The 25,340-nt window shown below is 37.7% G+C and carries 31 protein-coding genes; 14 read left to right on the forward strand and 17 right to left on the reverse strand.

What is annotated here, in order from left to right; all coding sequences use genetic code 11:
* Positions 1 to 248: 248 nt before the first annotated feature.
* Positions 249 to 962: an LrgB family protein gene (locus C0966_RS05990; RefSeq protein ID WP_274855723.1), complete on the reverse strand. Its 714-nt coding sequence runs from the start codon at positions 960 to 962 to the stop codon at positions 249 to 251.
* Positions 898 to 1,296 (reverse strand): CidA/LrgA family protein, encoded by a 399-nt coding sequence (locus C0966_RS05995; protein ID WP_274854295.1) that lies wholly within the window; start codon positions 1,294 to 1,296, stop codon positions 898 to 900. Before C0966_RS05995 ends, C0966_RS05990 begins: the two co-directional genes overlap by 65 nt.
* Before the next feature lie 239 nt (positions 1,297 to 1,535).
* On the opposite strand from C0966_RS05995, the gene C0966_RS06000 reads away from it, so the two are divergent.
* On the forward strand, positions 1,536 to 2,135 hold the full coding sequence (locus C0966_RS06000) for an SCO family protein (RefSeq protein WP_274854296.1): 600 nt from the start codon (positions 1,536 to 1,538) through the stop codon (positions 2,133 to 2,135).
* Between the two features lie 259 nt (positions 2,136 to 2,394).
* Here C0966_RS06000 and C0966_RS06005 read toward each other — a convergent pair whose 3' ends face one another.
* From C0966_RS06005 to C0966_RS06015, 3 genes are all read right to left on the reverse strand, one after another.
* Positions 2,395 to 2,526: a hypothetical protein gene (locus C0966_RS06005; RefSeq protein ID WP_274854298.1), complete on the reverse strand. Its 132-nt coding sequence runs from the start codon at positions 2,524 to 2,526 to the stop codon at positions 2,395 to 2,397.
* Between the two features lie 260 nt (positions 2,527 to 2,786).
* The gene (locus C0966_RS06010; RefSeq protein WP_096550514.1) at positions 2,787 to 4,148 is read right to left on the reverse strand and encodes an IS4 family transposase; all 1,362 of its coding nucleotides are present in this window, start codon (positions 4,146 to 4,148) and stop codon (positions 2,787 to 2,789) included.
* A gap of 348 nt (positions 4,149 to 4,496) precedes the next feature.
* On the reverse strand, positions 4,497 to 4,628 hold the full coding sequence (locus C0966_RS06015) for a YuzL family protein (RefSeq protein ID WP_274854299.1): 132 nt from the start codon (positions 4,626 to 4,628) through the stop codon (positions 4,497 to 4,499).
* Positions 4,629 to 4,741: 113 nt separating this feature from the next.
* On the opposite strand from C0966_RS06015, the gene C0966_RS06020 reads away from it, so the two are divergent.
* Positions 4,742 to 4,984: a YkuS family protein gene (locus C0966_RS06020; RefSeq protein ID WP_274854300.1), complete on the forward strand. Its 243-nt coding sequence runs from the start codon at positions 4,742 to 4,744 to the stop codon at positions 4,982 to 4,984.
* Positions 4,985 to 5,156: 172 nt separating this feature from the next.
* Positions 5,157 to 5,810 carry a molybdate ABC transporter permease subunit gene (gene modB, locus C0966_RS06025; protein ID WP_274854301.1) on the forward strand — a complete coding sequence of 218 codons (654 nt, stop codon included), beginning with the start codon at positions 5,157 to 5,159 and terminating at the stop codon, positions 5,808 to 5,810.
* A gap of 91 nt (positions 5,811 to 5,901) precedes the next feature.
* On the opposite strand, the gene C0966_RS06030 is transcribed toward modB, so the two are convergent.
* The 3 genes from C0966_RS06030 to C0966_RS06040 form a co-directional block, all read right to left on the reverse strand.
* On the reverse strand, positions 5,902 to 6,843 hold the full coding sequence (locus C0966_RS06030; RefSeq protein WP_274854303.1) for a hypothetical protein: 942 nt from the start codon (positions 6,841 to 6,843) through the stop codon (positions 5,902 to 5,904).
* A gap of 127 nt (positions 6,844 to 6,970) precedes the next feature.
* Positions 6,971 to 8,158: a peptidoglycan-binding protein gene (locus tag C0966_RS06035; protein WP_274854304.1), complete on the reverse strand. Its 1,188-nt coding sequence runs from the start codon at positions 8,156 to 8,158 to the stop codon at positions 6,971 to 6,973.
* A gap of 203 nt (positions 8,159 to 8,361) precedes the next feature.
* A complete protein-coding gene (locus tag C0966_RS06040; protein WP_274854305.1) occupies positions 8,362 to 9,282 on the reverse strand; it encodes a DMT family transporter in 921 nt (306 codons plus the stop codon).
* Between the two features lie 280 nt (positions 9,283 to 9,562).
* Here C0966_RS06040 and C0966_RS06045 point away from each other — a divergent pair, with 280 nt between their 5' ends.
* The gene (locus C0966_RS06045) at positions 9,563 to 10,021 is read left to right on the forward strand and encodes a cupredoxin domain-containing protein (RefSeq protein WP_274854306.1); all 459 of its coding nucleotides are present in this window, start codon (positions 9,563 to 9,565) and stop codon (positions 10,019 to 10,021) included.
* A 50-nt stretch (positions 10,022 to 10,071) separates the two neighbouring features.
* Here C0966_RS06045 and safA read toward each other — a convergent pair whose 3' ends face one another.
* Positions 10,072 to 10,695: a SafA/ExsA family spore coat assembly protein gene (safA, locus tag C0966_RS06050; protein ID WP_274854307.1), complete on the reverse strand. Its 624-nt coding sequence runs from the start codon at positions 10,693 to 10,695 to the stop codon at positions 10,072 to 10,074.
* Between the two features lie 319 nt (positions 10,696 to 11,014).
* Between safA and pflB the strand changes: the two genes are divergently transcribed.
* The 5 genes from pflB to yidC all read left to right on the forward strand — a co-directional run bounded on the left by pflB (position 11,015) and on the right by yidC (position 16,143).
* Positions 11,015 to 13,240, forward strand: a complete 2,226-nt coding sequence (gene pflB, locus C0966_RS06055) for a formate C-acetyltransferase (RefSeq protein ID WP_274854308.1) — start codon at positions 11,015 to 11,017, stop codon at positions 13,238 to 13,240.
* Between the two features lie 74 nt (positions 13,241 to 13,314).
* The gene (pflA, locus tag C0966_RS06060) at positions 13,315 to 14,052 is read left to right on the forward strand and encodes a pyruvate formate-lyase-activating protein (protein WP_274854309.1); all 738 of its coding nucleotides are present in this window, start codon (positions 13,315 to 13,317) and stop codon (positions 14,050 to 14,052) included.
* A gap of 232 nt (positions 14,053 to 14,284) precedes the next feature.
* Complete coding sequence (locus C0966_RS06065) at positions 14,285 to 14,863, forward strand: biotin transporter BioY (protein WP_274854310.1); 579 nt, start codon at positions 14,285 to 14,287, stop codon at positions 14,861 to 14,863.
* A gap of 202 nt (positions 14,864 to 15,065) precedes the next feature.
* Entirely contained in the window at positions 15,066 to 15,347 is a 282-nt protein-coding gene (locus tag C0966_RS06070) for a hypothetical protein (protein WP_274854311.1), read from the forward strand.
* Positions 15,348 to 15,369: 22 nt separating this feature from the next.
* Positions 15,370 to 16,143, forward strand: a complete 774-nt coding sequence (yidC, locus tag C0966_RS06075) for a membrane protein insertase YidC (RefSeq protein WP_274854312.1) — start codon at positions 15,370 to 15,372, stop codon at positions 16,141 to 16,143.
* Positions 16,144 to 16,196: 53 nt separating this feature from the next.
* On the opposite strand, the gene crcB (C0966_RS06080) is transcribed toward yidC, so the two are convergent.
* The 5 genes from crcB (C0966_RS06080) to C0966_RS06100 form a co-directional block, all read right to left on the reverse strand.
* Positions 16,197 to 16,550 carry a fluoride efflux transporter CrcB gene (gene crcB / locus C0966_RS06080; protein WP_274854313.1) on the reverse strand — a complete coding sequence of 118 codons (354 nt, stop codon included), beginning with the start codon at positions 16,548 to 16,550 and terminating at the stop codon, positions 16,197 to 16,199.
* On the reverse strand, positions 16,547 to 16,942 hold the full coding sequence (gene crcB, locus C0966_RS06085; RefSeq protein ID WP_274854314.1) for a fluoride efflux transporter CrcB: 396 nt from the start codon (positions 16,940 to 16,942) through the stop codon (positions 16,547 to 16,549). The genes crcB (C0966_RS06080) and crcB (C0966_RS06085) overlap by 4 nt, the downstream gene beginning before the upstream one ends.
* A 225-nt stretch (positions 16,943 to 17,167) precedes the next feature.
* Positions 17,168 to 17,371: a DUF6501 family protein gene (locus C0966_RS06090; protein ID WP_274854315.1), complete on the reverse strand. Its 204-nt coding sequence runs from the start codon at positions 17,369 to 17,371 to the stop codon at positions 17,168 to 17,170.
* Between the two features lie 167 nt (positions 17,372 to 17,538).
* Positions 17,539 to 17,943 carry a secondary thiamine-phosphate synthase enzyme YjbQ gene (locus C0966_RS06095; protein WP_274854316.1) on the reverse strand — a complete coding sequence of 135 codons (405 nt, stop codon included), beginning with the start codon at positions 17,941 to 17,943 and terminating at the stop codon, positions 17,539 to 17,541.
* A 13-nt stretch (positions 17,944 to 17,956) separates the two neighbouring features.
* Entirely contained in the window at positions 17,957 to 18,745 is a 789-nt protein-coding gene (locus C0966_RS06100; RefSeq protein ID WP_274854317.1) for a VOC family protein, read from the reverse strand.
* A gap of 199 nt (positions 18,746 to 18,944) precedes the next feature.
* Here C0966_RS06100 and sda point away from each other — a divergent pair, with 199 nt between their 5' ends.
* Positions 18,945 to 19,082 carry a sporulation histidine kinase inhibitor Sda gene (sda, locus tag C0966_RS06105; RefSeq protein WP_274854318.1) on the forward strand — a complete coding sequence of 46 codons (138 nt, stop codon included), beginning with the start codon at positions 18,945 to 18,947 and terminating at the stop codon, positions 19,080 to 19,082.
* Positions 19,083 to 19,137: 55 nt separating this feature from the next.
* On the opposite strand, the gene odhB is transcribed toward sda, so the two are convergent.
* From odhB to C0966_RS06120, 3 genes are all read right to left on the reverse strand, one after another.
* The gene (gene odhB, locus C0966_RS06110) at positions 19,138 to 20,418 is read right to left on the reverse strand and encodes a 2-oxoglutarate dehydrogenase complex dihydrolipoyllysine-residue succinyltransferase (protein WP_274854319.1); all 1,281 of its coding nucleotides are present in this window, start codon (positions 20,416 to 20,418) and stop codon (positions 19,138 to 19,140) included.
* A gap of 1 nt (position 20,419) precedes the next feature.
* Positions 20,420 to 23,275: a 2-oxoglutarate dehydrogenase E1 component gene (locus C0966_RS06115; protein ID WP_274854320.1), complete on the reverse strand. Its 2,856-nt coding sequence runs from the start codon at positions 23,273 to 23,275 to the stop codon at positions 20,420 to 20,422.
* Positions 23,276 to 23,587: 312 nt separating this feature from the next.
* Positions 23,588 to 23,824: a hypothetical protein gene (locus tag C0966_RS06120; protein ID WP_274854321.1), complete on the reverse strand. Its 237-nt coding sequence runs from the start codon at positions 23,822 to 23,824 to the stop codon at positions 23,588 to 23,590.
* A gap of 197 nt (positions 23,825 to 24,021) precedes the next feature.
* On the opposite strand from C0966_RS06120, the gene C0966_RS06125 reads away from it, so the two are divergent.
* From C0966_RS06125 to C0966_RS06140, 4 genes are all read left to right on the forward strand, one after another.
* Positions 24,022 to 24,222 carry a hypothetical protein gene (locus tag C0966_RS06125; protein WP_274854322.1) on the forward strand — a complete coding sequence of 67 codons (201 nt, stop codon included), beginning with the start codon at positions 24,022 to 24,024 and terminating at the stop codon, positions 24,220 to 24,222.
* A 4-nt stretch (positions 24,223 to 24,226) separates the two neighbouring features.
* Positions 24,227 to 24,478 carry a sigma-G-dependent sporulation-specific acid-soluble spore protein CsgA gene (locus C0966_RS06130; protein WP_274854323.1) on the forward strand — a complete coding sequence of 84 codons (252 nt, stop codon included), beginning with the start codon at positions 24,227 to 24,229 and terminating at the stop codon, positions 24,476 to 24,478.
* Between the two features lie 265 nt (positions 24,479 to 24,743).
* On the forward strand, positions 24,744 to 24,947 hold the full coding sequence (locus tag C0966_RS06135) for a DUF1657 domain-containing protein (RefSeq protein WP_274854324.1): 204 nt from the start codon (positions 24,744 to 24,746) through the stop codon (positions 24,945 to 24,947).
* Positions 24,948 to 25,129: 182 nt separating this feature from the next.
* A complete protein-coding gene (locus C0966_RS06140) occupies positions 25,130 to 25,336 on the forward strand; it encodes a DUF1657 domain-containing protein (protein ID WP_274854325.1) in 207 nt (68 codons plus the stop codon).
* Positions 25,337 to 25,340: the final 4 nt, after the last annotated feature.

Here is a 25,340-nt window from a genome sequence, read left to right on the forward strand (position 1 = left end):
AAAGATTCATTTTAAATACGAAGGAAGGATCTGTGGAGCTTTGTGATTATTTTAGTACAAAAATTCATAATTGTCAATAATATATGAATAATCAGAAAAAAGATTGTCCATTTCGGCGCTTTTGCAGTAAAATTTCCCTTTTTGTATAAAAATTAAGAGACTTATTTAAGTCTCTTTTTTGTGTAATTAAAGAGTTTTTCCAAGAAGGCCGCCCTTCTCTACTCCTCACACTTCATCCAAAGGTTTTCCTAAGGCAGCAAAAATGGGATCAACACTGATGTAAGAATACCGGCAAGGCCCATTGCTACTCCGGCAACAGCTCCCTGCAATTCCCCCTCGCGAGCAATTTCCGCTGTTCCGATACCGTGGGCAACCGTACCAATCGAAAGGCCCCTTGCCATAGGATGGGTTACGTGTAACTTGTTCAGGAGCCAAGGTCCGAACATAGCCCCGATCATCCCTGTAATCATGACAAAAGCGGCAACTAGAATCCCATCAGCCCCAATTATTTTTGACACTTCAGTAGCAAACGCAATTGTGATCGATTTAATGCTTATGGATGCAGCCATAGAAGTTAATTTGAACAATTTAGCCAGAAAAAGTGCAGATATGATTGTCGACGCCGTGCCGACAAATAATCCGGCAAGAGCCGGCAAAAAATATCTAAATAAAATGCGGCGATGCTTATATAACGGAACAGCTAATGCGATTGTTGCAGGGTTTAATAAATACGTTAAAATTTCTTTGGCTGTTCCATATTCCTTATAAGAAATATTTGAAACGACTAAAACAATAATAATGATAAAAGTACTTAAAAACACTGGCGTTGTAAAAGGAGAAGGATATTTCATTGCTACTTTTCGAGTTAATAGATAGACTCCTATTGTTAGAAAAATACTATAAAGTGTGACGACGATATTCAGTTTGAATCCCTTCTTTCCTTTTGAGAAGTGTTTGAGCAGCTAATCCGGAAAAAGCTATTCCGATAAATGCACTTGCAAATAAGATAATCATTAAAGCCAGACCATTATTTATAAAAACTTTTCCGAGAGTCATTAACCCAACCGAAATGGGAATAAAAAAGAAACCTAGGTGTTTAATAAGTACATTGGCTGCTGTCTCAATCCAATCTATGCGGATAATGCCCGTAGTTAATAAAATAAATAGCAAAATCATCCCTATTACATTACCAGATATTGGTATATGGAGAAATTCTGCGATAAACGAACCTGCATAATTAAGCGAAATCAAAAAGAAAAGCTGAAAAATAAATTTAACAAATATAGAAATTTTCAATTTTAAAGCTCCTTAATAATTTTGATTACCTTTATCTTACCTAAATTATTAAATATTTTATATGATAATTGAATGTGATAGGACTAAAGACGCAGCAAAAATGCACTAAATAAATGCTGTTAGTAAGCAATGTTCACACAATTTCCATAGGATTTTTCATAGAAATTATATATCTTAAATGTGAATAGTTCTATGAAAAATCTTGTATTTATTCATCAAAATGTTGAGGTGGGACAATAATGAAAAGATTGTATATAATCAGCACAATACTTATTATAATCGGAACCGTTGCGGGAATTTCTTATTTTATTCTTCGAGATGTAACTGCAAAAATACCAGATGATATTTCGTTAATAACGATGAATGAAGAGGAATATGCATTTGGAAAAGCCGATAAAAAGCTGAAATTAGTTGAATTTATGTATACACAATGCCCTGATATTTGTCCGACAACTACACAAAAAATGAATTTATTAAAGAAAGATCTTCAAAAAGCAGGGGTATACGGCAAGGACATACAATTTATTACAATTACGTTTGACCCTTACCGCGACACACCTGAAGTATTAAAAAAGTATATGGAAATGTTTGAAATTGAAAATGACGGCAACTGGATTCTGCTGACAGCCGATCCGAAAAACTTTGAAAAAGATCGTCAAGAAATTAAGAAAATTGCTGATACGTTCCAATTCCAATACCGTGATCCTGGAAACGGTTTTTACGTTCATTCTTCCTTTACTTATTTATTAGATGAAAATAATAAATTCATAAAAAAATTCCCAATGGGAGAAGATTTTAATAAAGATGAAGTTTTTAAGAAAATTATGAAGGAAATTTGATGCTCAGTTCAAAAAACGTGCATAAGTATTAAACTACCATCCAAAAATGGAAATAACTTTCATTATAAAACAGAACCAACATAATAAGGCGGTGTGAGCGAAGCCAAGCTCTAAATATTTATAAAGCTAAACAAGTATCTTGCTAAAGATAAATTGCCATTTCTATCTTTGTTGGCGCAGCTCCGCCCCTTTACCACAAAAAAAAGCGGTGAATCATTTGATCACCGCTTTTTTGATGAATCCCTTCATATCTATCCTTTTAATTCACGGTCGAGGATTGCTTGTTATTATTCTGCAATGAAAAAAATTCAGATTTTGGTTTTGTGAAGCTTACATTAATGCCGGACTTTCTTAACCGATTGACAAACTCAATGAGTTTTTTTGTTGCCATTCTAAAAACTCCTTTTTAAGAGCGATTCAATACCTTTATACTACATCCTGAATATGAACAAACAATGAAAAATTTGATAAAAATATTTGAAAATTTCTCATACCCTTTCTTTTCCGGCGTTAAAACCAATTATTGACCATTACTATTTTTCGGAAAATTTGTTCTTTAGCACTCGTATTTTCTTTTCTATATTATCTATTCGCTGTTGAAATCTAAAATCCTGTTTTTCTCCTAAAATATTTCGTCAATTATTAAATAACTCAACTTTCGCACACAGATATTGTCAGACATCTCTTGATGTAATTGGGTAAAGACGCAATCCATTCTTGTACTTTACTTTTAAATAATTCCATGTTCAAACAAACATTAGCTTCTGCTAATGTTTGGAAGATCGCTAGTAATTGATTCAATGCACTCTCTAGATTCATATCTTTTACATCTTCACATAATAGAAAAAAGAGATTTCCAATCGTTTTAGGATCGTTGTTTTGTCTACGCTCCCACTCTAAGAGTATAAAGCGAGTAAACACAATCGTTGTATGACTAATCAACAGATCATACGAACGACCTTGAAATTCTTTTGCTAGGTTAAGCAATGATTTGGTACACTTGAAAAATGTTTCGATGTCCCAGCGCATCCCGTAAATACGCACAATTTCTTCATCTGAAAGTGTGGTATCTGTACTCAAAATGGCTAACCATTCACTCTTTTTATTGCGGTTACGCACGAATACAATCTTGACTTGTCGTCCTTTTGCAAGATGAACATGGATCGAACCGAGTAGGTCTTTCTTTTCCATGGTACGCTTTGCTTTTTTAAAGAGTTCATCCAGCGTATGGGCTTCACCATCTATGAAATAACGTTGTTTTAGCTGCTTGACCATACCAATGACAAATAAACCTTTATCCGTGATTTTTTCAATCAAAGGCTCATGCGTAAACCAAGTATCCATTAACACATAATCAGCTGTAATTCCTGCATTTAAGGCATGATCCAATAAAGCAGAGACAACGCTCGGCTTATCTTGTTGTGCTTCAAGACGACGCTTGTAGCCGGAAGTGCGTTTATCAATGGATTCATCGACCCCGTTAAGTTGATTTTCCTTTTTCGCTGAACTCAATAAAGCAAAGTCTACAGGTAGAAAAGAATATCCATCAGACCAACCAAGAGTAAGCAACTGAAACCCCTTATAGAATCGTTTCTCTGTATGATCAAATACTCGTGAAAGAAGTTCAACAGACTTGCTTCGGTTGCGTGAAAAGAGTGAATCATCAACAATAAACACCTTCACTCTGTTGTTTGATGTAAGCTTTTTTATACGTCCAGTAAGATCTTGACATAAGGAAAGTAAAAAAGTTCGCCAAGCATAAGTAGATGAATTTAGAAAACGGTAGATCGTATCTTTTTTAGGTAAGTCCACGGCTTTCTTACTTTGAAGTGCTTGAAACCAATTTTTATATTGGAAAACAAGCAAAAAAATAAGACGGAAAATAGATAAGCATGAATAACCAAATCCCTTAGTAATTCTCGCTTTTCTCAAATGTTTGCCTATATTTAATTCAGAAAATCTTCGTTCAAGTTCTTTTGGTAGTTGTGCAAAAGTATCTTTTTTCGTTATCATAATGGTGACACCTTCTTTGGTATTTGGTTTGATCACCATAATTTTACCAAAAGATAGGTGTCTTTTTCTTTTAAAAAAATAAAATCAATAAAAAACAAGAGAAATAATGAAAGACGATATAAAACAGTCATATCAAGAGTTGCAATAAGATATTACTCTGCGAAAGTTGAGTAAATAAAATTTCTCCCTTCTCTCTTTAATAATTGACACATTTTTTTAGAAAATATACGAGGCTGAAGGGTCTGACTCTCTCCGACAAAAATGAATAAAACCTTTCTGTATATTGTATTTGTCTAAGGAGCCAGCCCATTATGAGTTTGCCTCAATTGCATGATTTTTGAAAAATTTTTAAGACCGCTTTTGTTTTCGGCGCGATGAAGAGGCTTGCCGTTCACCAGTTTCTGTAGTTGTTGTTCCTTGTCCCTCAACATGCGATGAACTAAGTCCTGTCTTGGACGGGTCTTGTTTACGTTTAGACACTGTTAACACCTCCACGTTTACTTTTTGCAAAGTGCCGGGCGATTTATACAGCTTTATGAAAGAATATTTTGAGAAAAGTTAGAGATGATATTTTATGTGAGGAGGTGTTTTTTGTGGCGAAAATTGGAGTTGAACAATCTTTAACCAACATTTCCGAAGCCCTTCGGCAAAGAGGACACGATGTAGTTGAATTAAAGCAGGAGTCGGATGCAAAGGACTGCTCTTGCTGCGTCGTTTCCGGCCTGGATTCAAATGTGATGGGCATGCAGGATACATCTACAAATGCCTCTGTGATCGATGCGAATGGGCTGTCTGCTGATGAAGTTTGCCAGCAAGTTGAAGAAAAGCTTCGTTAACCATCATCAAGGCTAAAGAGATCTTTTCTTTAGTCTTTTTGCTTTTTAATAAATCTTAGTGCTGAATGATGGCAAATTTTTCGTTATAATACGTATGAACCTTGTTTTGGTTGGTAGTCTATTTAGTTTAGACTTTATTATTAGAGGAAATACGTATTGGACTGATTCATGTATGAACATTGATTTTTGGATGCCTGTATCACTCTCTTTACAGGTTGCCGGCATTTCAACGGTAATTGTTTTAATCATCGGATTATTATTTGCCAAACTAATGGCAAAAAGGCAGTTTCGCGGAAAAATAATCCTTGAAACGGCAATATTGCTACCTTTAGTTTTGCCGCCGACCGTTATTGGATTCTTATTAATTATCATATTTGGAAATAACGGCTTTCTGGGAACGATTATTGAATCTATTTTTCGGCAACAAATTATGTTTACCCCTTTGGCAGCGGTTATTGCTTCAACTGTCGTCGCCTTTCCGCTTATGTACCAATCGGCAAAAACAGGATTTCAGTTGGTTGATACAGGTGTAGAAGATGCTGCACGAGTTGATGGTGCAGATGAATGGAAAGTTTTCTTATTTGTTACTCTCCCCCTTTCGTTTCGGGCAATACTTACAGGCGGTATTTTAAGCTTTGCCAGGGCGCTGGGGGAATTTGGAGCTACATTAATGTTTGCCGGTAATATTCCTGGAAAAACACAGACGGCATCAACAGCCATCTATGTAGCATTTGAGTCGGGAAATATGGAGATGGCCTGGCTCCTAGTTGGAGCTATGATTGTCATATCATTTTTCATGCTATTATGTACTGCATTTTTAAAATAATTGAAATGAGCCATGGAAAAAGTTTGTTATTCCATGGCTTTTCTTTCATAGAGAAAAATTTTCGATCAAACAATAAGAAGAAAAAATGGTATTAACTGCAGCCTCCTCCACAGCTTGAACCGGAACAACTTGAATTTCCTCCGTCGTGGCTGTCGGATGAACTTGCACAAGCAAATCCTGAACATCCTGAACTTGAAACACTAACCTTCGAAAGCTGTTGGGGAATGAACAAAGCCATTTGATTTTCGTAATCATCGGGATGAAAAATTGAAAAGAAAACCATTGCAGGTAAAAGATGATGAATTTGGTTTTCATTTGAAATCCGGCTGAACGGAGGCTTTTGTTTATTTTGGTTTACTAATTTTGCTTGGTCGATTTCAGATCTTAGTTTTTTTATTAAGTAATCTTTAATCTCTGTCCCTTCTTCATCTTGCCGGAAGTATTTTTCTAAAAGCTGCTCATCCGAAAGCTGCTGAAAATCTTCGAGAATTTCTTTTTTAATCGGGTGCTTCAGGAACGGTCCCCAAAGCAGTCTACTGTTAGGCGCCGGCTCAAACAAACATAAATAAACCCAATCAAAAAAAGCTCTTTCTCCTGGTATAGGAGTTACTTCCATATTTGGAGTGTGATGCAAAAATCCATTATAAAAAGAATGGGAGAATCGCTCGTATTCTTTTGTAAACATAAGCATTTCATGCCAAACTTCGTCAACTTTGTCGCTAAACATCGGCACCGTTTTCAATAAACTATTCAGTACAAAATATCTTTTTAGTTCAAAAAATCTCCATTTAAAGTCAAATTCTGTCCAAGAAGGGTTGGATTTTAATAATCGAATCCGCAAATTTTCTTCGTACTTCCGAGGAATTGATGATTCAAGCTTGTTTACTAAAGGTTCGGCTTGTTTTAAGTGAATACCCAGTTTTAATGGTGGTTCGACATGCAATAATGCCGGTCTTCGCTTCCGATTTTTTCTCTGGGCTGAAATAATCCATAGTATGAATCCCAATATAAGGATAACAATCAAAAATTCCAACGCGACATCCCTCCTTTATTGAAAATAATCCTGTTCTTATAATTTATTTTATTCTTATGTCTATTTTAACGTATGATCCACTATGTAACGGTTTGGAAAAATTCCAACTAGGAAAGGCACAGGAGTATCAATAATATCTCTTCGCCCCGAGATAACGTTCGCTCCAATATTTGCTTGTCAAATTGCTGATGGTAACTCCTGTAGAACTTCCGCAATGGATGAATTGATTGTTTCCTATATAAATCCCAACATGAGACGCTCCCGGTCGGTAAGTTTCGAAAAAGACAAGGTCGCCGACTGAAGGCTTGTCCACTTGTTTTCCGGCGTTCCAAATTAATGCGACTGTACGCGGTAAAGAAACACCTTGTTTTTCAAATACATAAACAAGAAATCCGCTGCAGTCAAATCCTTTTTCTGGTGTCGTTCCTCCCCATTGGTAGCGTGTTCCAAGCAGTTCAGCCGCATCTCCGATTAAATTAATCACGTTAAATTGTTTTTCCTTCCGGGAAGGTTTTGCCTGCATCAATCGCGTATAAGTTGTGAAATCGACCGTACCTGTTGCCGAAAGTTTATTGGCGATTTGGTACTCTTTCACTGCGTCATAGGTGGCCATGCCAAAATATCCCGTAATAGTGGGGTATGTAAAATATCCAAGCTCTTTCAACTTCGTTTGAACTTTTTTAACTTCTTCACCGGTTGAACCGATCGTTAAACGCATCTCGGCCTGCGTCGGTTCAGTTTTATTATTAATTGGTGTAGATTTTCCTTTTTGGTTCAGTACTTTTTTCAGCTTGATCAGTGTTTTGGAATCTGCGATCCCATCGGCCGTCAACCCATAATTTTGTTGGAATTTTCGAACCGCGTCGGCCGTAATTGTTCCAAAGTATTGGGTGATGGACGGATAAGTGAAATATCCTAGCGACTTCAATTGTGACTGCAATTGGCCGACTTCTTTACCGCGGGCACCGATTTTTAATGTACTGTTGGCACTTGGCTGGGCAGCTATTGCCTTGTGTGGAACCCCCGTTAATCTTTCATACGTTTTCCGGTCAAACACACCTGTTTGAGGCAATCCAACAGAAGATTGAAAGATTTTCACAGCTTTTTCCGTGATGGACCCATAATAGCCTGTAGCTGTATGGTATGTAAAATATCCTTTATTTTTTAATAATTGTTGAAGCTGTTTCACATCATCGTTTTTCATCCCGAGTTTTAACTCCGAGTCTCCCAAGGCTGCATCACTTATCGATGGCAGCATGAAAAGCGCCGAAGCAAACGTGGAACCGACGATGAGCTTTTTCACTGGATCTCTCACCGTTTTTCCCCCTCTATCTATGTCAACGAACGAAACGTTTATTCTATGAATCAGGCAAAAAAAGACACTACTATTCTTAACATCGGATAGACTGCTTTTTTCTTTAAGGCTATACGGGTAACTTTTCGATAAACAAATGGAATTAAAATTTTGAAGCAACAGTCAAAGAACACCGGGTAGTCATTCGGGTAATGCGAGATACATTATTTCCCCAGAACTTTTGAACGTCGAGAAAATACCCCGCTTTCATCCAGCATACCGCTTCCTAAAATGACACCGATCACGATCAAAATAAACCCCATAATTTGAGAAAGAGAAATAGATTCTCCTAAAAATAAATAAGCCCCGAGTAGTGAAAATAGCGGATTTAAGTTAATGAAAATTGCCGATTCTGCTGCACCAATTTGTTGAATTGCTTTGTTGTAAATCATATGACCAAGTGCAGTAGCAAGTACAGCTGACGCAAGGAAGATCATCCATATGGGTGTCGTACCGTTTGCCATGCTTAATAATCCGTTCGGTTCCATCCACAAACTAATGAAAAATAACAGCAATGACCCGAACAACAACATCCATCCTGTCATCATTCTCGTATCCAGCGTTTGTGTTGCTTTTTTAATAATAATAAAACTAATTCCTTGAGTTAATACGGCCAAGAATATATAAAAATCACCGATCGACACAAGGTGAATTCCGCTTTTGCCGTTTAACACGACAAACATCACGCCGGTAAATCCGAGCAATATCCCGACAAATCTGAACACCGTAAACCGATGACCTAAAAAGACGACCGCAAACACCGATGTCACTAACGGAACAAGAGCTAAAATTAATCCGGCGTTAGAGGCTGTCGTTTTTGTTAATCCGACTGCAAGAAAAAGGTGGTGTGCAACGACGCCAAATAAAGCTGCCGAACAAATATACATAATGTCCTTCCAAGTTAATTTCCGCAGCTGACCGATGAATAATAAAGTCAGAATCACTACGATTCCTGCAGTAAATATCCGAAACGACGTTAACGTCACCGGAGAAAAATGTTCGACTAAAATTTTGAGGGCAATCACGTTTAATCCCCAGATCATCATAATCACATTCAATAATAGATAAACGAAAGGTTTAGACACCGCCATCACTTCCTTCAAGTTGAAAAGTCAAACAACAAAAAAGCAGCTGTGCCTTTATTTGGGACAGCTTCGCTATATGCAGAAACAACTCTTTAAATTTCATTTTAGCAATCATTCAACAGAATGACTATCAAAGTATGATAAAGTTTTCCTTATCCAAATTGGTATTTTTAAATATTAGGTTGGTGAAGATTGAAATCAAATAATAAATAAAAACAGACAAGTATTAAACCCTTACCTGCATATGATTGTAATGGACAAGTGATTGGAGGTGAAAAAATTGCGATTTATAGTGCTTAAGAAAGGGACTATGATGATTTTTCTTTTATTTATAATTACGCTTGCGGCCGCCGGTGTTTGGTTTTTTGGAACATCTGGCTCGGTTCCTGTTACCAGCCGGGAGCAGAATCAAGACGAACAAATAAGAGAGATTCATATGGTTACCGGTGAATTTTCAGCAAAAACAAGAGATGGGAAAGAAATTGAGGCATATCGCTGGGATCCAAGTACTGTGTTTGTTAACAAAGGGGAAAAAGTCCGCCTTACTATTTTAGGTGTAAACGGAAAAGAACATCCATATATTATCGAAGGAACTGACATAAAAGGCGTTGTTAAACAAGGTGAGGAAACGACAGTACCACTGCAATTTAAAAAAGAAGGAATATACAGGCTTATTTGCCTAACGCATCCTAACAAAGATCGTAATGGCCCGATGATTGCATACATTGTAGTAGATTAATAACAATGGTAAGCACTGGATATCGTCAATTCCAGTGCTTTTTGCCCTTATTATCTCCCGATGAACATTTGCGTCCAGTAATGACCGTATGCCCCTCCTTTTGCATAACCTACACCAATTTCAGTAAAACTGCTTGATAAAATATTTTTTCGATGGCCGTCACTGTTCATCCAGGCTGTTACTACATCCTTAGGAGTCCGTTGTCCGGCAGCAATATTTTCACCGGCTGTACGGTATGTAATTCCGAAATTTTTCATCATTTGGAACGGGCTTCCGTATGTTGGAGAAGTATGGTCAAAATAATTTCGATTGATCATGTCTTGGGATTTATATCTTGCTACTCTCGCAAGTTCCCAGTTTGTTTTTAACGGTTTTAAACCGTATTTTGCCCTCTCCTGATTCACAAGCTGGACAACTTGGTTTTCATAGCTTTTAACTTCATCCAAACATGGAATAGTAATTTTTTGTCCTGGATAGATGAAGTTCGGATTTGAAATTTGCGGGTTTGCCTGAATAATTTCAGAAACGCCAACATGATAGCGAACCGCAATTTTCCACATTGTGTCACCGTGCTGAACCGTATGTATAGTCGCAGCTTCGGCATTGCTGCTTATTCCAAAGACTAGAGCGACAGACAACAATAAAGATACTGATAGAGATTTTAATGTTTTCATAGTTTTATTTAACCAAACTATTCTACACGATGAAACCGGTAATAAATGGTGTTAATAGAATAGATTTTTATATAACAGATTCTCATCATCGCTAATTAATTATAATACAGTTTTGAAAATATCAGGTTTTATTTGATTTTAAAAACTTTATTGATCATTTATACACCTATACACCCTAAAGATAAACCTTTTAAAACAAGGTGTTCACAAAAAATTAACCATTTATGCTCAATATTTCACAATTTATATAAAAATGATCACATGTTATCTGTTATAATAAAAATGTAAAATCTGTTATATATTTTGAGAGGTGAAAATCATGAAACAGTGGGAAGGTTTTACTGGCGGAACTTGGCAAACTGAAGTAAATGTTCGTGACTTTATTTTAAAAAACTTTAAACAGTATAACGGTTCTGACAGTTTCCTTGAAGGTCCGACTGAAGCTACAACAAAATTATGGAAGCAAGTTATGGATTTATCGAAACAAGAACGGGATAATGGCGGTGTCCTTGATATGGACACTGAAATCGTCTCTACGATTACCTCACACGGACCCGGGTATTTGAATAAGGATTTAGAAAAAGTTGTTGGCTTTCAAACTGACAAACCTTTCAAGCGGTCACTGCAGCCGTTCGGCGGAATCCGCATGGCCGTACAGTCTTGTGAAGCGTATGGATTCAAGGTAAACGAAGAAATTGTGAAAATTTTTACAGAATATCGGAAGACTCATAACCAAGGAGTCTATGATGCTTATACAGATGAAATGAAGCTTGCCCGCAAAGCCGGAATCATTACCGGTCTTCCGGATGCATACGGTCGCGGACGGATTATCGGAGACTATCGCCGTGTTCCCCTTTATGGAGTTGACTTCCTGATCAGTGAGAAGAAAAAAGATTTAAAACAAACAAGCCGTATTATGACTGAAGACAATATTCGTCTACGTGAAGAGATTTCTGAGCAGATCAGAGCGCTGGAAGAATTAAAGAAGCTTGCTGAAAGTTACGGATATGACATTTCAAAGCCTGCTTCAAATGCATCCGAAGCGTTTCAATGGCTGTACTTTGCTTACTTGGCAGCAATCAAGGAACAAAACGGCGCTGCCATGAGCCTCGGCCGCGTATCAACTTTCTTAGATATTTATATTGAAAGAGATTTAGAGAAAGGCATTATTACTGAAAAAGAAGCTCAGGAGTTGGTCGACCATTTTGTCATGAAGCTTCGGCTTGTAAAATTTGCCCGAACTCCGGAATATAATGAATTATTTAGCGGCGACCCTACATGGGTTACTGAAGCGATCGGCGGCATGGCATTAGACGGACGCGCACTTGTCACAAAAAATTCATTCCGATTCCTGCATACCCTTGATAACCTAGGTCCTGCTCCGGAGCCAAACTTAACGGTATTATGGTCTACACAGCTTCCGGAAGAATTCAAAAAGTATTGTGCGAAAATGTCGATTAAAACAAGCTCCATCCAGTATGAAAATGATGATATTATGAGGCCTGAATACGGTGATGACTATGGAATCGCTTGCTGCGTATCACCAATGAAAATCGGTAAGCAAATGCAATTTTTCGGAGCGCGTGCAAATCTTGCAAAAGCCCTGCTCTACGCCATTAACGGCGGTAAAGATGAAAAGCTTAAAATTCAGGTTGGTCCTAAGTACACACCGATCATGTCTAATGTTCTAGACTATGATGAAGTCATGGAAAAATTTGATAATATGATGGAATGGCTCGCAGAATTGTATATCAATACTCTGAATATCATCCACTATATGCATGACAAATATTGCTATGAACGAATTGAAATGGCCCTGCATGATACTAAGATTTTGCGCACGATGGCGACTGGACTTGCCGGCTTAAGTGTTGTTGCTGATTCGTTAAGTGCCATTAAACATGCCAATGTAAGAGTTATTCGCGATGAAAACGGTCTAGCTGTCGATTTTGAAATTGAAGGTGATTTCCCTAAATACGGAAACAATGATGACCGTGTTGACAGCATCGCCGTTGATATCGTGAAGCGGTTCATGAAAAAGCTTCGCAAGCATAAAACATACCGCGATTCAGTCCATTCCCTGTCGATATTAACCATTACTTCTAACGTGGTATATGGAAAGAAAACCGGCAACACTCCTGATGGGCGCCGTGCCGGAGAACCATTTGCTCCCGGAGCGAACCCAATGCACGGTCGCGATACAAAAGGAACGCTTGCGTCTCTCTCTTCAGTGGCTAAACTGCCATTCAGTTATGCAATGGATGGTATTTCAAATACTTTCTCAATCGTTCCAAAAGCATTGGGAAAAGACGATGAAAGCCGCGTTAACAACCTTGTAGCAATATTAGACGGATATGCAATGAAGGAAGGCCACCATCTAAACGTTAACGTCTTTAACCGTGAAACTTTGCTGGATGCGATGGAACATCCGGAATTGTATCCGCAATTAACGATACGTGTTTCCGGATATGCAGTCAACTTTATTAAACTAACTCGTGAACAGCAATTAGATGTTATAAACCGTACCTTCCACGAAACAATGTAACTAATTTTTGTAAGGCCCTTCCCCCCTCCCCTCGGGGAAGTCCGCCTTCTTTATTATAAAAGGAGTTCTTCATCATGTACGGAAATATTCATTCTATTGAAACATTTGGAACAGTTGACGGTCCGGGAGTTCGCTATGTCGTATTTACACAAGGTTGCCTTCTCCGCTGCCAGTACTGTCATAACGCTGATACGTGGGAGATCGGTTCAGGGAAACAAATGTCTGTATTCGAAATTGTTGAAGATTTAAAGTCATATTTGCCTTTTATTGAATCAGCAGGTGGAGGAATTACCGTTAGCGGCGGAGAGCCGCTCCTTCAGATCCCCTTCCTTCTTGAGCTTTTTAAAGAATGCAAAAAACTCGGCATTCATACGGCCATTGACTCTTCTGGAGGATGTTTTTCTTCTGCACCTCTCTTTCAATCACAGCTTAAAGAGTTATTGCAGTATACAGATCTCATATTATTGGATCTTAAACAAATCGACAGAAAAAAACATCTTAAGCTTACCGGGATGACAAATGATCATATATTGGAGTTTGCTCGTTTTCTTTCCGAACAAAAAATTCCGATATGGATTCGGCACGTTCTCGTTCCCGGAATAACCGATGACCATAATGACTTAAATCGTCTCGGTGATTTTATCGGAGAATTAACAAATGTCGAAAAAGTTGAAATTCTCCCCTACCATAAACTGGGTGTTTATAAATGGGAAGCCCTCGGGTATGAATATCCATTAAAAAATATTGATCCTCCAAGTGATGAACAAATTAATACAGCATATCAAATACTGACCAAAAATAGAATTTCTTAAAATACGTTAAATGTCTTCTTTACTTTAGGGGCTGATTCATAAGGGTCTGACTCCCTCCTAGTATGGCAATAGATAGACTGCTTTTTTAGCGTTTGTCTATATGTTGTATTGAAGGGGGCAGCCCCTTTTTTAATAAATTGTAAAGTCATGTATTGACAAAGTTAATTGGCTAATATTAAAGTATTATTGTAAACCAAATCGGTTTATTTGTTTACATAAAGGGGAGAAACGAATGAACAATCAACAGCGAAGACTAAGAATGATGATAATTACGGCTTTATTTGCGGCGATTATCGGGGTAATGGCACAGATTACGATTCCGCTTCCGTACGTTCCGATCACCGGACAAACACTGGCAATCGGCCTTGCCGCAACAATTCTAGGAGCAAGATACGGAACGCTTGCAGTTATTTTATATGTAATCATCGGTGCAGCAGGGGTACCTGTATATGCTGAGATGAAAGCCGGTGTCTCAGTTCTTGTCGGTCCGACTGGAGGCTATTTATTTAGCTTTATTCCTACTACTTTCTTTATTGGATGGTTTCTTGAAAAAACATCCTTTACGATAAAAAACGCCGTAATTGCAAATATAATCGGTATGCTGATCACGTTATCAATCGGAACTGCATGGCTGAAAGTCGCTGCGGAACTTTCTTGGACAAAAGCCTTCACACTTGGATTTACTCCTTTTATAATTGTAGGAATAATCAAAGCTATCCTTGCATCATGGATTGGAATCTTAGTCAGAAACAGGCTCATATCTGCCAACTTATTGTTAACATCAAATACAACTACAATAAAATCGGCTTAATTCCATTTAATAGAGCATTCTTTGCGAATGCTCTTTTTTGTTTGTTATGAGGAAAAATATTTTTATAGATCATTTCTTTTATAGGAAACTTTCTTTATGTTTATACGTATTTCTTGTGTACATGGAAATAGGATGCCATTGATTTATATTATTTGAGTGAATATACTCATATCATCGGCTTTTTAAATAGAGGTGAAATTTGTTGTTAGAATTATTATTTAACATCTCGGACGTTTCTCAGCTTACGACTTTTTATATTAGTGTTTTTCTGGGTCTTTCGATTCAATATTTTTTCTTTTTGTCCGTTGATGTTCCTATTGATTCTATTATTGACCGCATAGACATCAAATCACAAACATGCATCACATCCTATATAGCTAAAAGCCGGATAATTACAAATTTACTTTTAACGTGGATTGTAAAATATATTCGAAAGAAAGAATCTGCCGATGATGAAGGTGATCATTTTATTTTCTCTTATTAATAAAAAAATAGGAGGAAATAAAATGAAAAATAACCGTATATTGCTATCGCTTATTATCTTATTCATCAGTACTGGATTGCTTACTGCTTGCCAGGCTTCCGGAGCAAACGATAAAGGATTTTTTCATACGATGTTTGTTGAACCTTTCGCTCAGGCCATTCATTATGTTGCAGGCCTTTTCGGGGGTAATTTCGGATTGTCAATTATTGTAATTACAATTTTCATTCGATTAATTTTAATGCCCTTCCTGTTAAAACAATATAAAAGCCAGTTGGCAATGAAAGAAAAAATGGAATTGCTAAAACCGGAGTTGGATGAAATTCAAAAGAAATTAAAAAGCGCAAAGAAACCTGAGGAACAACAAAAATTGCAGCAAGAGATGTTTAGCTTATATCGAAAACACGGAGTTAATCCACTATCGGTAGGTTGCCTCCCCGCTATTATTCAAATGCCGATTTTACTTGGGTTTTATTATGCGATTCGAAGTTCTGAAGAGATTGCAACCCATTCATTTTTGTGGTTTAATCTTGGACATCCTGATCTATTTATTACCGCTGCAGCAGGAATCGTCTATTATTTGCAGTTCAAAGTTTCCCAATCGAATCTGCCTGCTGACCAGCAGAATCAAATGAAATTTTTCGGATTACTTTCTCCGATTATGATTGTATTTGTCTCAATAAAAGCTCCTGCAGCATTGCCGCTTTACTGGACAGTCGGAGGACTGTTTTTAATCCTTCAGACGATCGTTGCCAGAAAATTGTATTCAACTGAAAAGCGTCATGAACAATCCAATTGATTGAAACAAATCAAGCCTGTTAGAGTTCGTTCTAACAGGCTTCTATTTTATGCTCACAATCTTCCTAATAGTAAACCAAGAAAGCCGGCTGTTATGCCGCCAATGTATGTAATTGCTAAATAAAAAACGGCTTTGATGGTTTCTTTTTGTTCAAATAGCTGAAGTATTTCTGATTTCAGTGTTGAAAAGGTCGTAAAAGCTCCCATAAATCCAATTCCAAAAAGTGCGTATACGGCTCCCCCAATATTTTTTCCTATGAGAATACCAAGCAAAAACGAGCCGAGCAAATTAACTGTTAATGTTCCAAAGGGAATTTTGGATTTATGGCCATTCCATTTCCTTGAAATGACGTATCGGGATACTGCCCCAAAAAAACCGCCGAGAGCAACAAGTAAAATATTCTTCATAAACTTTCTATCTCCGTATATGTTGCTTTTTGAGCGATGAAAGACCCCAGCCATGCAAAAAAAAGGCCCCCAATAAAACTTGCGATTACATATATTAATGCGAGAAACATGCTGTTTTGCTCAACAAGCTGTATGGTTTCTAAACTAAATGTTGAAAATGTTGTAAATGAACCGATGATTCCTGTTCCGATACCGCTTACAATGTACGGAGGAAGTTTACGGGCTACATACATATTTTTAGTCAGCCACCCAAGTGCGAATGCACCTAATAAATTAGCAAGCAATGTACCGATAGGAAAACCTTTTCCCCATAGTGATAAAGCAGCAACGGAAAGGAAGTATCGAAGCAGACTTCCAATGATTCCTCCAAGACCGACCGTTACATATGACAATAAACCACCTTCTTATATACATAACTAGATTTTATCTCTAATTTTTCTTTGAAGTCTGAGAAGTATTATGGTCTCATCGGCGGTGCCAAAAGAAAGGCTGACTCATATGTAAAAAGGTCAGACCCCTCCAATACATCATAGAGACCAATTCCGAAAAATCTACTCTATGTATTGTTATTGCCGGAGGGAATCATACCATCATGAGTCAGCCCCTTTTAGAAGTTGTTATGCGTCGACAAAATAGTCTTTATAATAGCCGCCAACTTTTCCTGAATTATCGATGATAAAATAAAATTCTTCGGTTTCATTTTTAACTTCGTAAACTTTTCCAGGTGTTAAGACACGGTTAACAATGTATTTTTTCGCATCGGTATGAACACATTTTATTTTTTTCACTGTATCTCTGTCTTGCCATGTTTGATGTATCATTTTTGCCACTCCTTCAATGAATATCTTCTTCTAAGTATAATGAAAGGGATTGGAATATCGCAATAGTGCCAGATTGATTTATAAAAAATATGCTTGCATGTAAGCATGTCCCCGCCCTTTTGTAAGCCGGTTCCAGATCTGAAAAACTAATTGTGGGGTCAGCCCCTTTATTCTGAGCGTAAAATTTTCACATAAAATGTTCGTGTACGCGGCCCATCAAATTCACAAAAATAAATTCCTTGCCATATTCCTAATAACAGCTTTCCGTTTGAAATTATGATCTGCTGGGAAGTACCGACTGTACTGGCTTTCATATGGGCTGCAGTGTTTCCTTCCATATGCCGGTCCAAAGAATGGTGCCAAGGGTAAATTTCATCAAACCGGCGAATCATGTCGCGTTTTACATCCGGGTCCGCATTTTCATTAATGGTAATACCGGCCGTAGTATGAGGGCAATAGACGATTGCCACACCTTCCTTGATTCCGAATTCTTTTACTGCTTTTTCCACTTCAGCCGTGACCTCATAAAATTCATCGCGTTTATTTGTACGAATCGAAAATTTTTTCAACATAGAAAAAACCTCCTTACTGATATCGGGTTCCAAACAGCTCAAAACCCTGTTTTTGAAGTTTTGGTTCGAATGTTACTAAAAAAGGTCTTTCTCCGCGTTGGTGCAAAACTTTATAGAGATCGCTTTCTTTAGTTGCAGGCTGTACAAAAACAACTTCTAATTCTCCGACTTGGACACTTGCAGTTTTATCTTCTGAATCTGTAATATCAAGTATCGGAACATCAAAAAGTTTTGACCATTCTTTCGCTGCTTTTTCAGCATTATGTACAGTGTAGGTTACGGATTTAATGGAACGATTTTCCTGATCCTCAGTTATCATTCGCAGTTTTTTTAAATCATGTAACCGTTCTTCATCTGTTTGCTCCCATTCAATGAAAAAAGGAAATGGCATAAAAGTTTTCTCAAGTATAAAAAGCATTTTCCAACGAATAACTGATCCATCCTCCCTCTTACGGCTGCCATCAAAAATATCGGAAGTATTAAAGCCTCTTTTTCTAATCGTGGATTGTAAAACAGAAATATTATCTGTCCGCAGACAAATTTGCCCCACCCCTTCACCTTTCCCGATGTCATTTATTAGCTGTTGAACAAGGGGATTATCCGCTTCGTTCGCTTTTTGCCGATCTTCTATCGCCAGAAATTCTACATATGACAATCCGTTATAAAAAAGGCTGTTATGTGTGCCCCAATGTTCATGTCGACCGCCCATCACGGCATGATATCCATGATTTTTTAATAGCTTTACAGCTTCCAGCGGATGCCTGTTAAGAAAATGAACAACGTGGTCAAGTTCAAGTTTCATTTTGATCCCTCCAAATTCCTTTATCATTACTTTCATTATAATTGCTTCTTGTAAATTCTAATAAATAATCTTTTTTACAAAGGAAATTAATTTTTTAAAATATTTTGAAAATGGGTTTTCAAAACCTTAAAAAACGTTTACAATAAATTAATAATTGAATATTATTAATATCCATTCACTTTCCGAGGAGGAATGCAAAATGAAAATTATGAGTAATGAATTGTTGATTGTCTCGTATCGTGATGCACTGAAGTCGGATAAGGATAAGGAATGGGCAAAGATTTTAAAAGATGAAATTAAAAGACGCGGATTAAACCCTTTTAAGAAACAACGATGAAAAAATTCAGAGCGGTTAGCATTTGCTGAACCGCTCTAATTTATTTTGGTTTTTATTACCCTTCTAATAGAAGTGATTCCGGATCCTCGATCAGTTCTTTTACTTTAGCAAGGAACGTAACAGCTTCTTTTCCGTCCACAATGCGATGGTCATATGATAATGCAATGTACATCATTGGACGGTTCTCAATGCGTTCCTCATCAATTGCTACCGGACGGAGCTGTATTTTATGCATTCCTAAAATTCCAACTTGCGGACCATTCAAAATTGGTGTAGACAGCAATGATCCAAACACGCCGCCGTTTGTAATTGTAAATGTTCCGCCTTGAAGATCTTTTAATGTCAATTTGTTTGTTCTTGCTTTTTCAGCTAGTTCCAGAATATCAGATTCAATCTCCGCAAAATTTTTACGGTCTGCATCCCTTACAACCGGTACAACTAATCCTTCCGGAGCCGCGACGGCTATTCCGATGTCATAATACTTCTTAAGAAGGATTTCATCACCTTGAATTTCAGCATTTAAATAAGGCTGTTTCTTTAAAGCAGCGACAACCGCTTTTGTAAAAAATGACATAAAGCCTAAGCGTACATCATGTTCTTCGAAAAATTTATCCTTACGGCGTTTCCTTAAGTTTATAACTGCGGTCATGTCAACTTCATTAAAGGTTGTAAGCATGGCTGCTGTTTGCTGGACTTCGACAAGGCGATTGGCAATTGTTTGACGGCGCCTCGACATGCGAATCCGTTCTACCGGTTTGCCGGTTTCTGCATGATGTGTGGCCGGCTGTTCAAATGTTTGCGGTTGCGGCTGTTCAACGCTGTTTATTCCCGGGTTCGAATGAAAGAATTCTACATCTTGTTTTCTTATTCTTCCAAGTGGATCAATTGTAGGTACACTGCTTAAATCAATTCCTTTCTCCCTTGCCAATTTTCGGGCGGCAGGGGAAGCGATTGGCCTGTCTTTCTTTTCTTGCATTTCAGGCTCTGCCGGATTGCTTTCTGCCTGCTGTTTTTCCTGTACAGGAGTGGCAAACTGCTTTTCAACTAGTGCTTGTTCATTTACTTGTTGCCGCTCTTGCAATGCTGGTTGTGAAGCTTTTTCATTCACATCGACAACAGCAATTGTTTCACCGACTTTTACGGTATCTCCTTCTTTTGCTCGTAGCTCTTTCAAGACACCTTCATAATCAGAAATTATTTCAATGTTCACTTTGTCTGTTTCAAGTTCTACAATATACTCGCCCTTATTTACAAAATCACCGGGTCTTTTCAGCCATTGCGCGATTGTACCTTCCGTTATTGATTCTGCTAATTCTGGAACCTTGATTTCTGCCACCTTAAAAACCCCCTAGTTCTTTCCTGGTTAGTGCTTCATTTATAATTCGTGCTTGTTCAAGTTTATGGACATATGGATCTCCCTCAGCCGGACTTGAACGTCGACGACGGCCAATATAAGAAACTTCTGCCCCGAGAGGCGCAATTTCTTTAATGAGTGGTTCAACAAAGCTCCATGCGCCCATGTTTTTCGGTTCCTCCTGAACCCAAATGATTTCCTTTACGTTTGGATAACGGCCGAATAATTTTTTCAGCTGCTGAATAGGAAACGGATAAATTTCCTCCACCCTAATAATATGAAGCCATTCCTTTTTTTCAGCTGATTTCAATTTTTCAGCAAGATCAATGCAGATTTTTCCGCTGCATAACAGGATCCGCTCTACTTTTTCCGTTTCCATGCCAAGACCATTTTGTTCAATCAACGATTTAAATTCACCTTCACTGAGTTCGTTGCCGCTTGATGCAACGAGCGGGTTTCGCAAAAGACTTTTCGGTGTCATAATGACGAGCGGGCGTACTTCCTCTTTTTGTAAAATGGCTGCTTGCCTTCTTAAAATATGAAAATATTGGGCAGCTGTTGTTAAGTTGGCAACTGTCCAGTTATTTTCGGCGGCCAGTGTCAAGAAACGTTCCAGCCGAGCGCTGGAATGTTCGGGTCCCTGGCCTTCATAACCGTGCGGCAGAAGCATAACTAATCCTGATTTTTGTCCCCATTTCGCCCGGCTTGCTGAAATAAATTGGTCAAACATCACTTGGGCTGCATTCGCAAAATCACCGTACTGCGCTTCCCAGATTACAAGGGTTTCAGGTGCAAATACATTGTAGCCATATTCAAACCCTACAACCGCAGCCTCAGAAAGAGGGCTATTGTGTACGGAAAAGGATGCTTTTGCGGTTGACAATTGATGCAGTGGCAAATAGACTTTTCCGTTTTCACTATCATGCAGAACAAGGTGGCGATGGGCAAATGTACCCCGTTCAGAATCTTGGCCTGTCATCCGGACAGGTGTGCCGTCAGAAATGATTGATGCAAAAGCAAGTGTTTCGGCTAATGCCCAATCAATTTTTCCATTTTCATCGAAAGCGTCAATTCTTCGTTTTAAAATTTTCGCTAATTTTCCAAAGACGTTAAAGTCTTCAGGCCATTTTAATAATTCTTCATTTATTTGTTTTAATAGATCGTATGGAACTCCCGTATTTATTTTAGGCAAATCTTTTTCGACAGTTACCGGTGGTTCTGTTTCTCTTAAATCATGGTGTAGTTTTTCTTTAGGAACTTTTTCATAAGCTTTTTGGAGGCGTTCATAAACATCCTCGGCAAACTGTTTCATGTCTTCTTCAGAAATCATACCTTCCGCAATCAAACGTTTTCCATATAATTCTTTAACGGTTGGATGATGGTGAATCTTTTTATACATCAGCGGATTGGTTGTCATTGGCTCGTCCATTTCATTGTGGCCAAACCGCCGGTATCCAATTAAATCAATTAAAATGTCTTTGTTGAATATCGTGCGGTATTCGATCGCAAGCAAAGCAGCCGCAAGAACTGCTTCCGGATCATCTGCATTCACATGCAATATTGGAATCTCATATCCTTTCGCTAAGTCGCTGGCATATCTTGTCGAACGCGAATCAGCGGATTCAGTCGTAAACCCGATCGTATTATTTGCGATAATGTGGATTGTGCCGCCTGTTTGATAACCTTTTAATCGGCTAAGGTTTAAAGTCTCCGCAACAATACCCTGCCCGGGAAATGCAGCATCTCCGTGAATTAAAATCGACAATGCTGATGTTGGAGTATGTTCAGGAAATCCTTTTTTCGTGCGTTTTTCTTGCGCTGCGCGGGTAAATCCTTCAACAACAGCTCCGACAAATTCAAGATGGCTCGGGTTGTTTGCAAGCGTAAATCTAGCTTTTATGGTATTTTCTTCTTTAATTTGCCGATCAAGTCCAAGGTGATACTTAACATCCCCTGTCCAGCCGTAGTTGATCCCGATTGAGCCTTCAGATGGCACTAATTCTTTGTTCGGAGCATGCTGGAACTCGGCGAAAATCATTTCGTATGGTTTCCCCAGAACATGCGCCAGGACATTCAATCTCCCGCGGTGCGCCATACCGATATTTATCGTTTTTGCTCCTTCTTTAACTGCTTCTGAAATTAGTTCATCAAGGAGCGGAACCATCGAATCAAGACCTTCAATTGAAAAACGCTTTTGTCCTGCGAACGTCCGGTGGAGAAATTTTTCAAATTCTTCTACTTGAATCAGTCTTTTTAAAACTGAAATGCGTTTTTCCTTTTTAAAAGCAGGGAGGATTCCTCCTGTTTCAATTTTTTGGCGGAGCCATTTTTTTTCTTCAAGATTTGCTACGTGATGATATTCAAATGCAATTGAACCAGTGTAAACTTTTTTCAAATAGTTAATCGCTTCAAAGCCATTTCGAATTTCTTCCGGTGCATCAGGACAGATCATGCTTGCGGGAATTGTTAATAAGTCTTGTTCGCTTAAACCGTAATTAGCAGGATCGACAATCTCGTTATTTTGTACATGGTCATTTAATGGATAAATATTTGCAGCCAAATGACCATATGACCGGATCCGATCGGCTAAGCGAATGGCCGAAAGCACTTTCTCCATATCCGGCAAGGAAGGCGGTGCGCTTATTTCCTCGGTATAGATTGTTTGCGGTTCCACTTTTGCAGAAACTGGCGGACCCCATTGCTCGAAATATGCTCTCATTTCCGGATCTACTAATTCCGGATCCTCTAAATATTTTTCATAAAGATCAATAACATAGCCAAGGTTTGGTCCATGGAACCCATACCATGCAGGGTCATGACCGGTTGATGGCTTTTTCATGGCAAAATTACCCCCACTTGTTTTTTAAAACCAAATTTGACCGTTTTATAATCCTCTTTATATCCTTTCCCCTAATGAAGTAACATTTTAATTTACAAAATAATTTTATTTTTCAAAGGATAAAACGTTTTCAATCTAATTCTATCACGAAAAAGCCTGTTCTACAAAGAATTTAACCTGAACATAGTGAGGATTTTATATTTTCAGAACTCTTTATTTATTTATATTAAAAAAATAATTAAAGGGATCATCCTTTATCACGTTAAAGAGATAAGAAACTGCCCCCAAAATGAAAAGCCGGGATAACCCGGCTTACAGTAAATCTATTAAATTTATATATAATTTTTGATTGGATTTTGAGATCCGTTTTTCTTTTAACGAAGATTCAATCAGTTCTTTCGTTTCAAGCGGGAATTCGGCATGGCCGCAGCTCATGCATTTCTGATAAGCGGCACCTGTAACAAATACTTCAATTCCGTCATCTGTCGTAAAAACATAATTCTCATTACTATTAGAAAAAAGATGCTTGCAGTTTTTCACCTCGATCATGAAAGTGATCCCTCCGAAAGAATTGGATATCTTTATTATAATACAAATTTTCCGAATTTTCATATGGCAATTTAAAGAACTTTTTCAGATGACACGGCTTTATTTATATGAACAAGTACTGTCACACCAAAAATGGAAAAGCATTCATACATAATATCTGATTCCGTTTGGCATGCTATTTTTTAGGAGGTGCTGACATGGAGCCAACCAAACCAGGGAACAAAAAGCTTCCGGACTTTGACAGTTTGAACGACCGAATTATTGTTACACATTCTTCAGAACCCATGCTGGTTATAAAAACAAATTTAGACCCAAAAGACTCTACAGAAGACAATCCATATTACAAAAATAATTCGAGAACTGATACAAAAGCTTTCAGGAACTATTTTGAGGAGTAGATCAATGGATAAAACTTTGGGGTATTTACGCGAAATCGTATCCAATTATACAGAGCAAAGCTCATTATGCAAAAAGATATATGAAAAGATTGAAAAAAATCTTGATTCCTCCGAAGAGGACTTTGTTCGAAAACTAAGCCAAAAAGAAATCAATTATCTGAATGAGATACTTCCCCAAGAAATCCGTTATGCAAAAGATGAGAAAGACAATGAAAGGGTTCGCCAGTTAAATGAAGTATATGAGTTATTGTTTTAAGGGGTCAGACCCCTCCTATTGGAGGGAGTCAGATCCTTTTATATACAAGTAACTTTTAAAATTTTGATTTTAGTTAACATAATAATATTATGATTACTTTCTTAAAAATAATGAAACTTTTCTTTAAAACGCGGTTTCTATTCTTTTTTTCCCCGCATTTTCTGAATGCCGGAAATTTTGTTTTAAAAAATACATAAGAAATTTAATAAATGAAATACTACGTTGTGTAACAAAAATTTATCAACAAAGAAAGTAGGGTTGCTATATGACAGTTGGAAATCAAATAAAGCAAACAATAGCAGGATTAAAAAGTGCGCAAGCAAGTTTTGAAACATTTGCCCTCGGTACAGATAATAAAGCTGCAAAGCAATTGTATCAAAGTGCCGCAAAACAAACCCAATCCATCATTGACAGTATTGAACCGCGCCTTCAGGAAATTATCCAGGAAGAGCCTCAATATAATCAGTAAAAGATTGAGGCTGACTCAAAAAAAGGGTTAGACCCCTCCAATACATCATTTAGAGAAACATAAATAAAACCACTCTATATATTGTCATTTTCGGAGGGAGTCAGACCCTTATGAGTCAGCCTCCCTTTTCATTTTAAATTTGTGATCTTAAGTAATCATGAAATAGATAGGAAGATGAAATGATGACTATCGCTTCAAACGTTAACCAATTGCTCGCAACGATACGAGGCATTGAAACCCAATTATCAAATTTTGCGTTAAATTCTCAAGACGAAAAGGCACAGCGGTTGTTTCATGAATGCATGTTAGTAATGCAGGAAGTAAAAAACGATTTGGAGATCCGAAAATATGAAATTGAATTTGAAGAGCCTCAATACAAAAATTCCTGATCCG

Origin of the sequence: Bacillus methanolicus, assembly GCF_028888695.1 — a bacterium.
Classification (GTDB): domain Bacteria; phylum Bacillota; class Bacilli; order Bacillales; family Cytobacillaceae; genus Bacillus_Z; species Bacillus_Z methanolicus_B.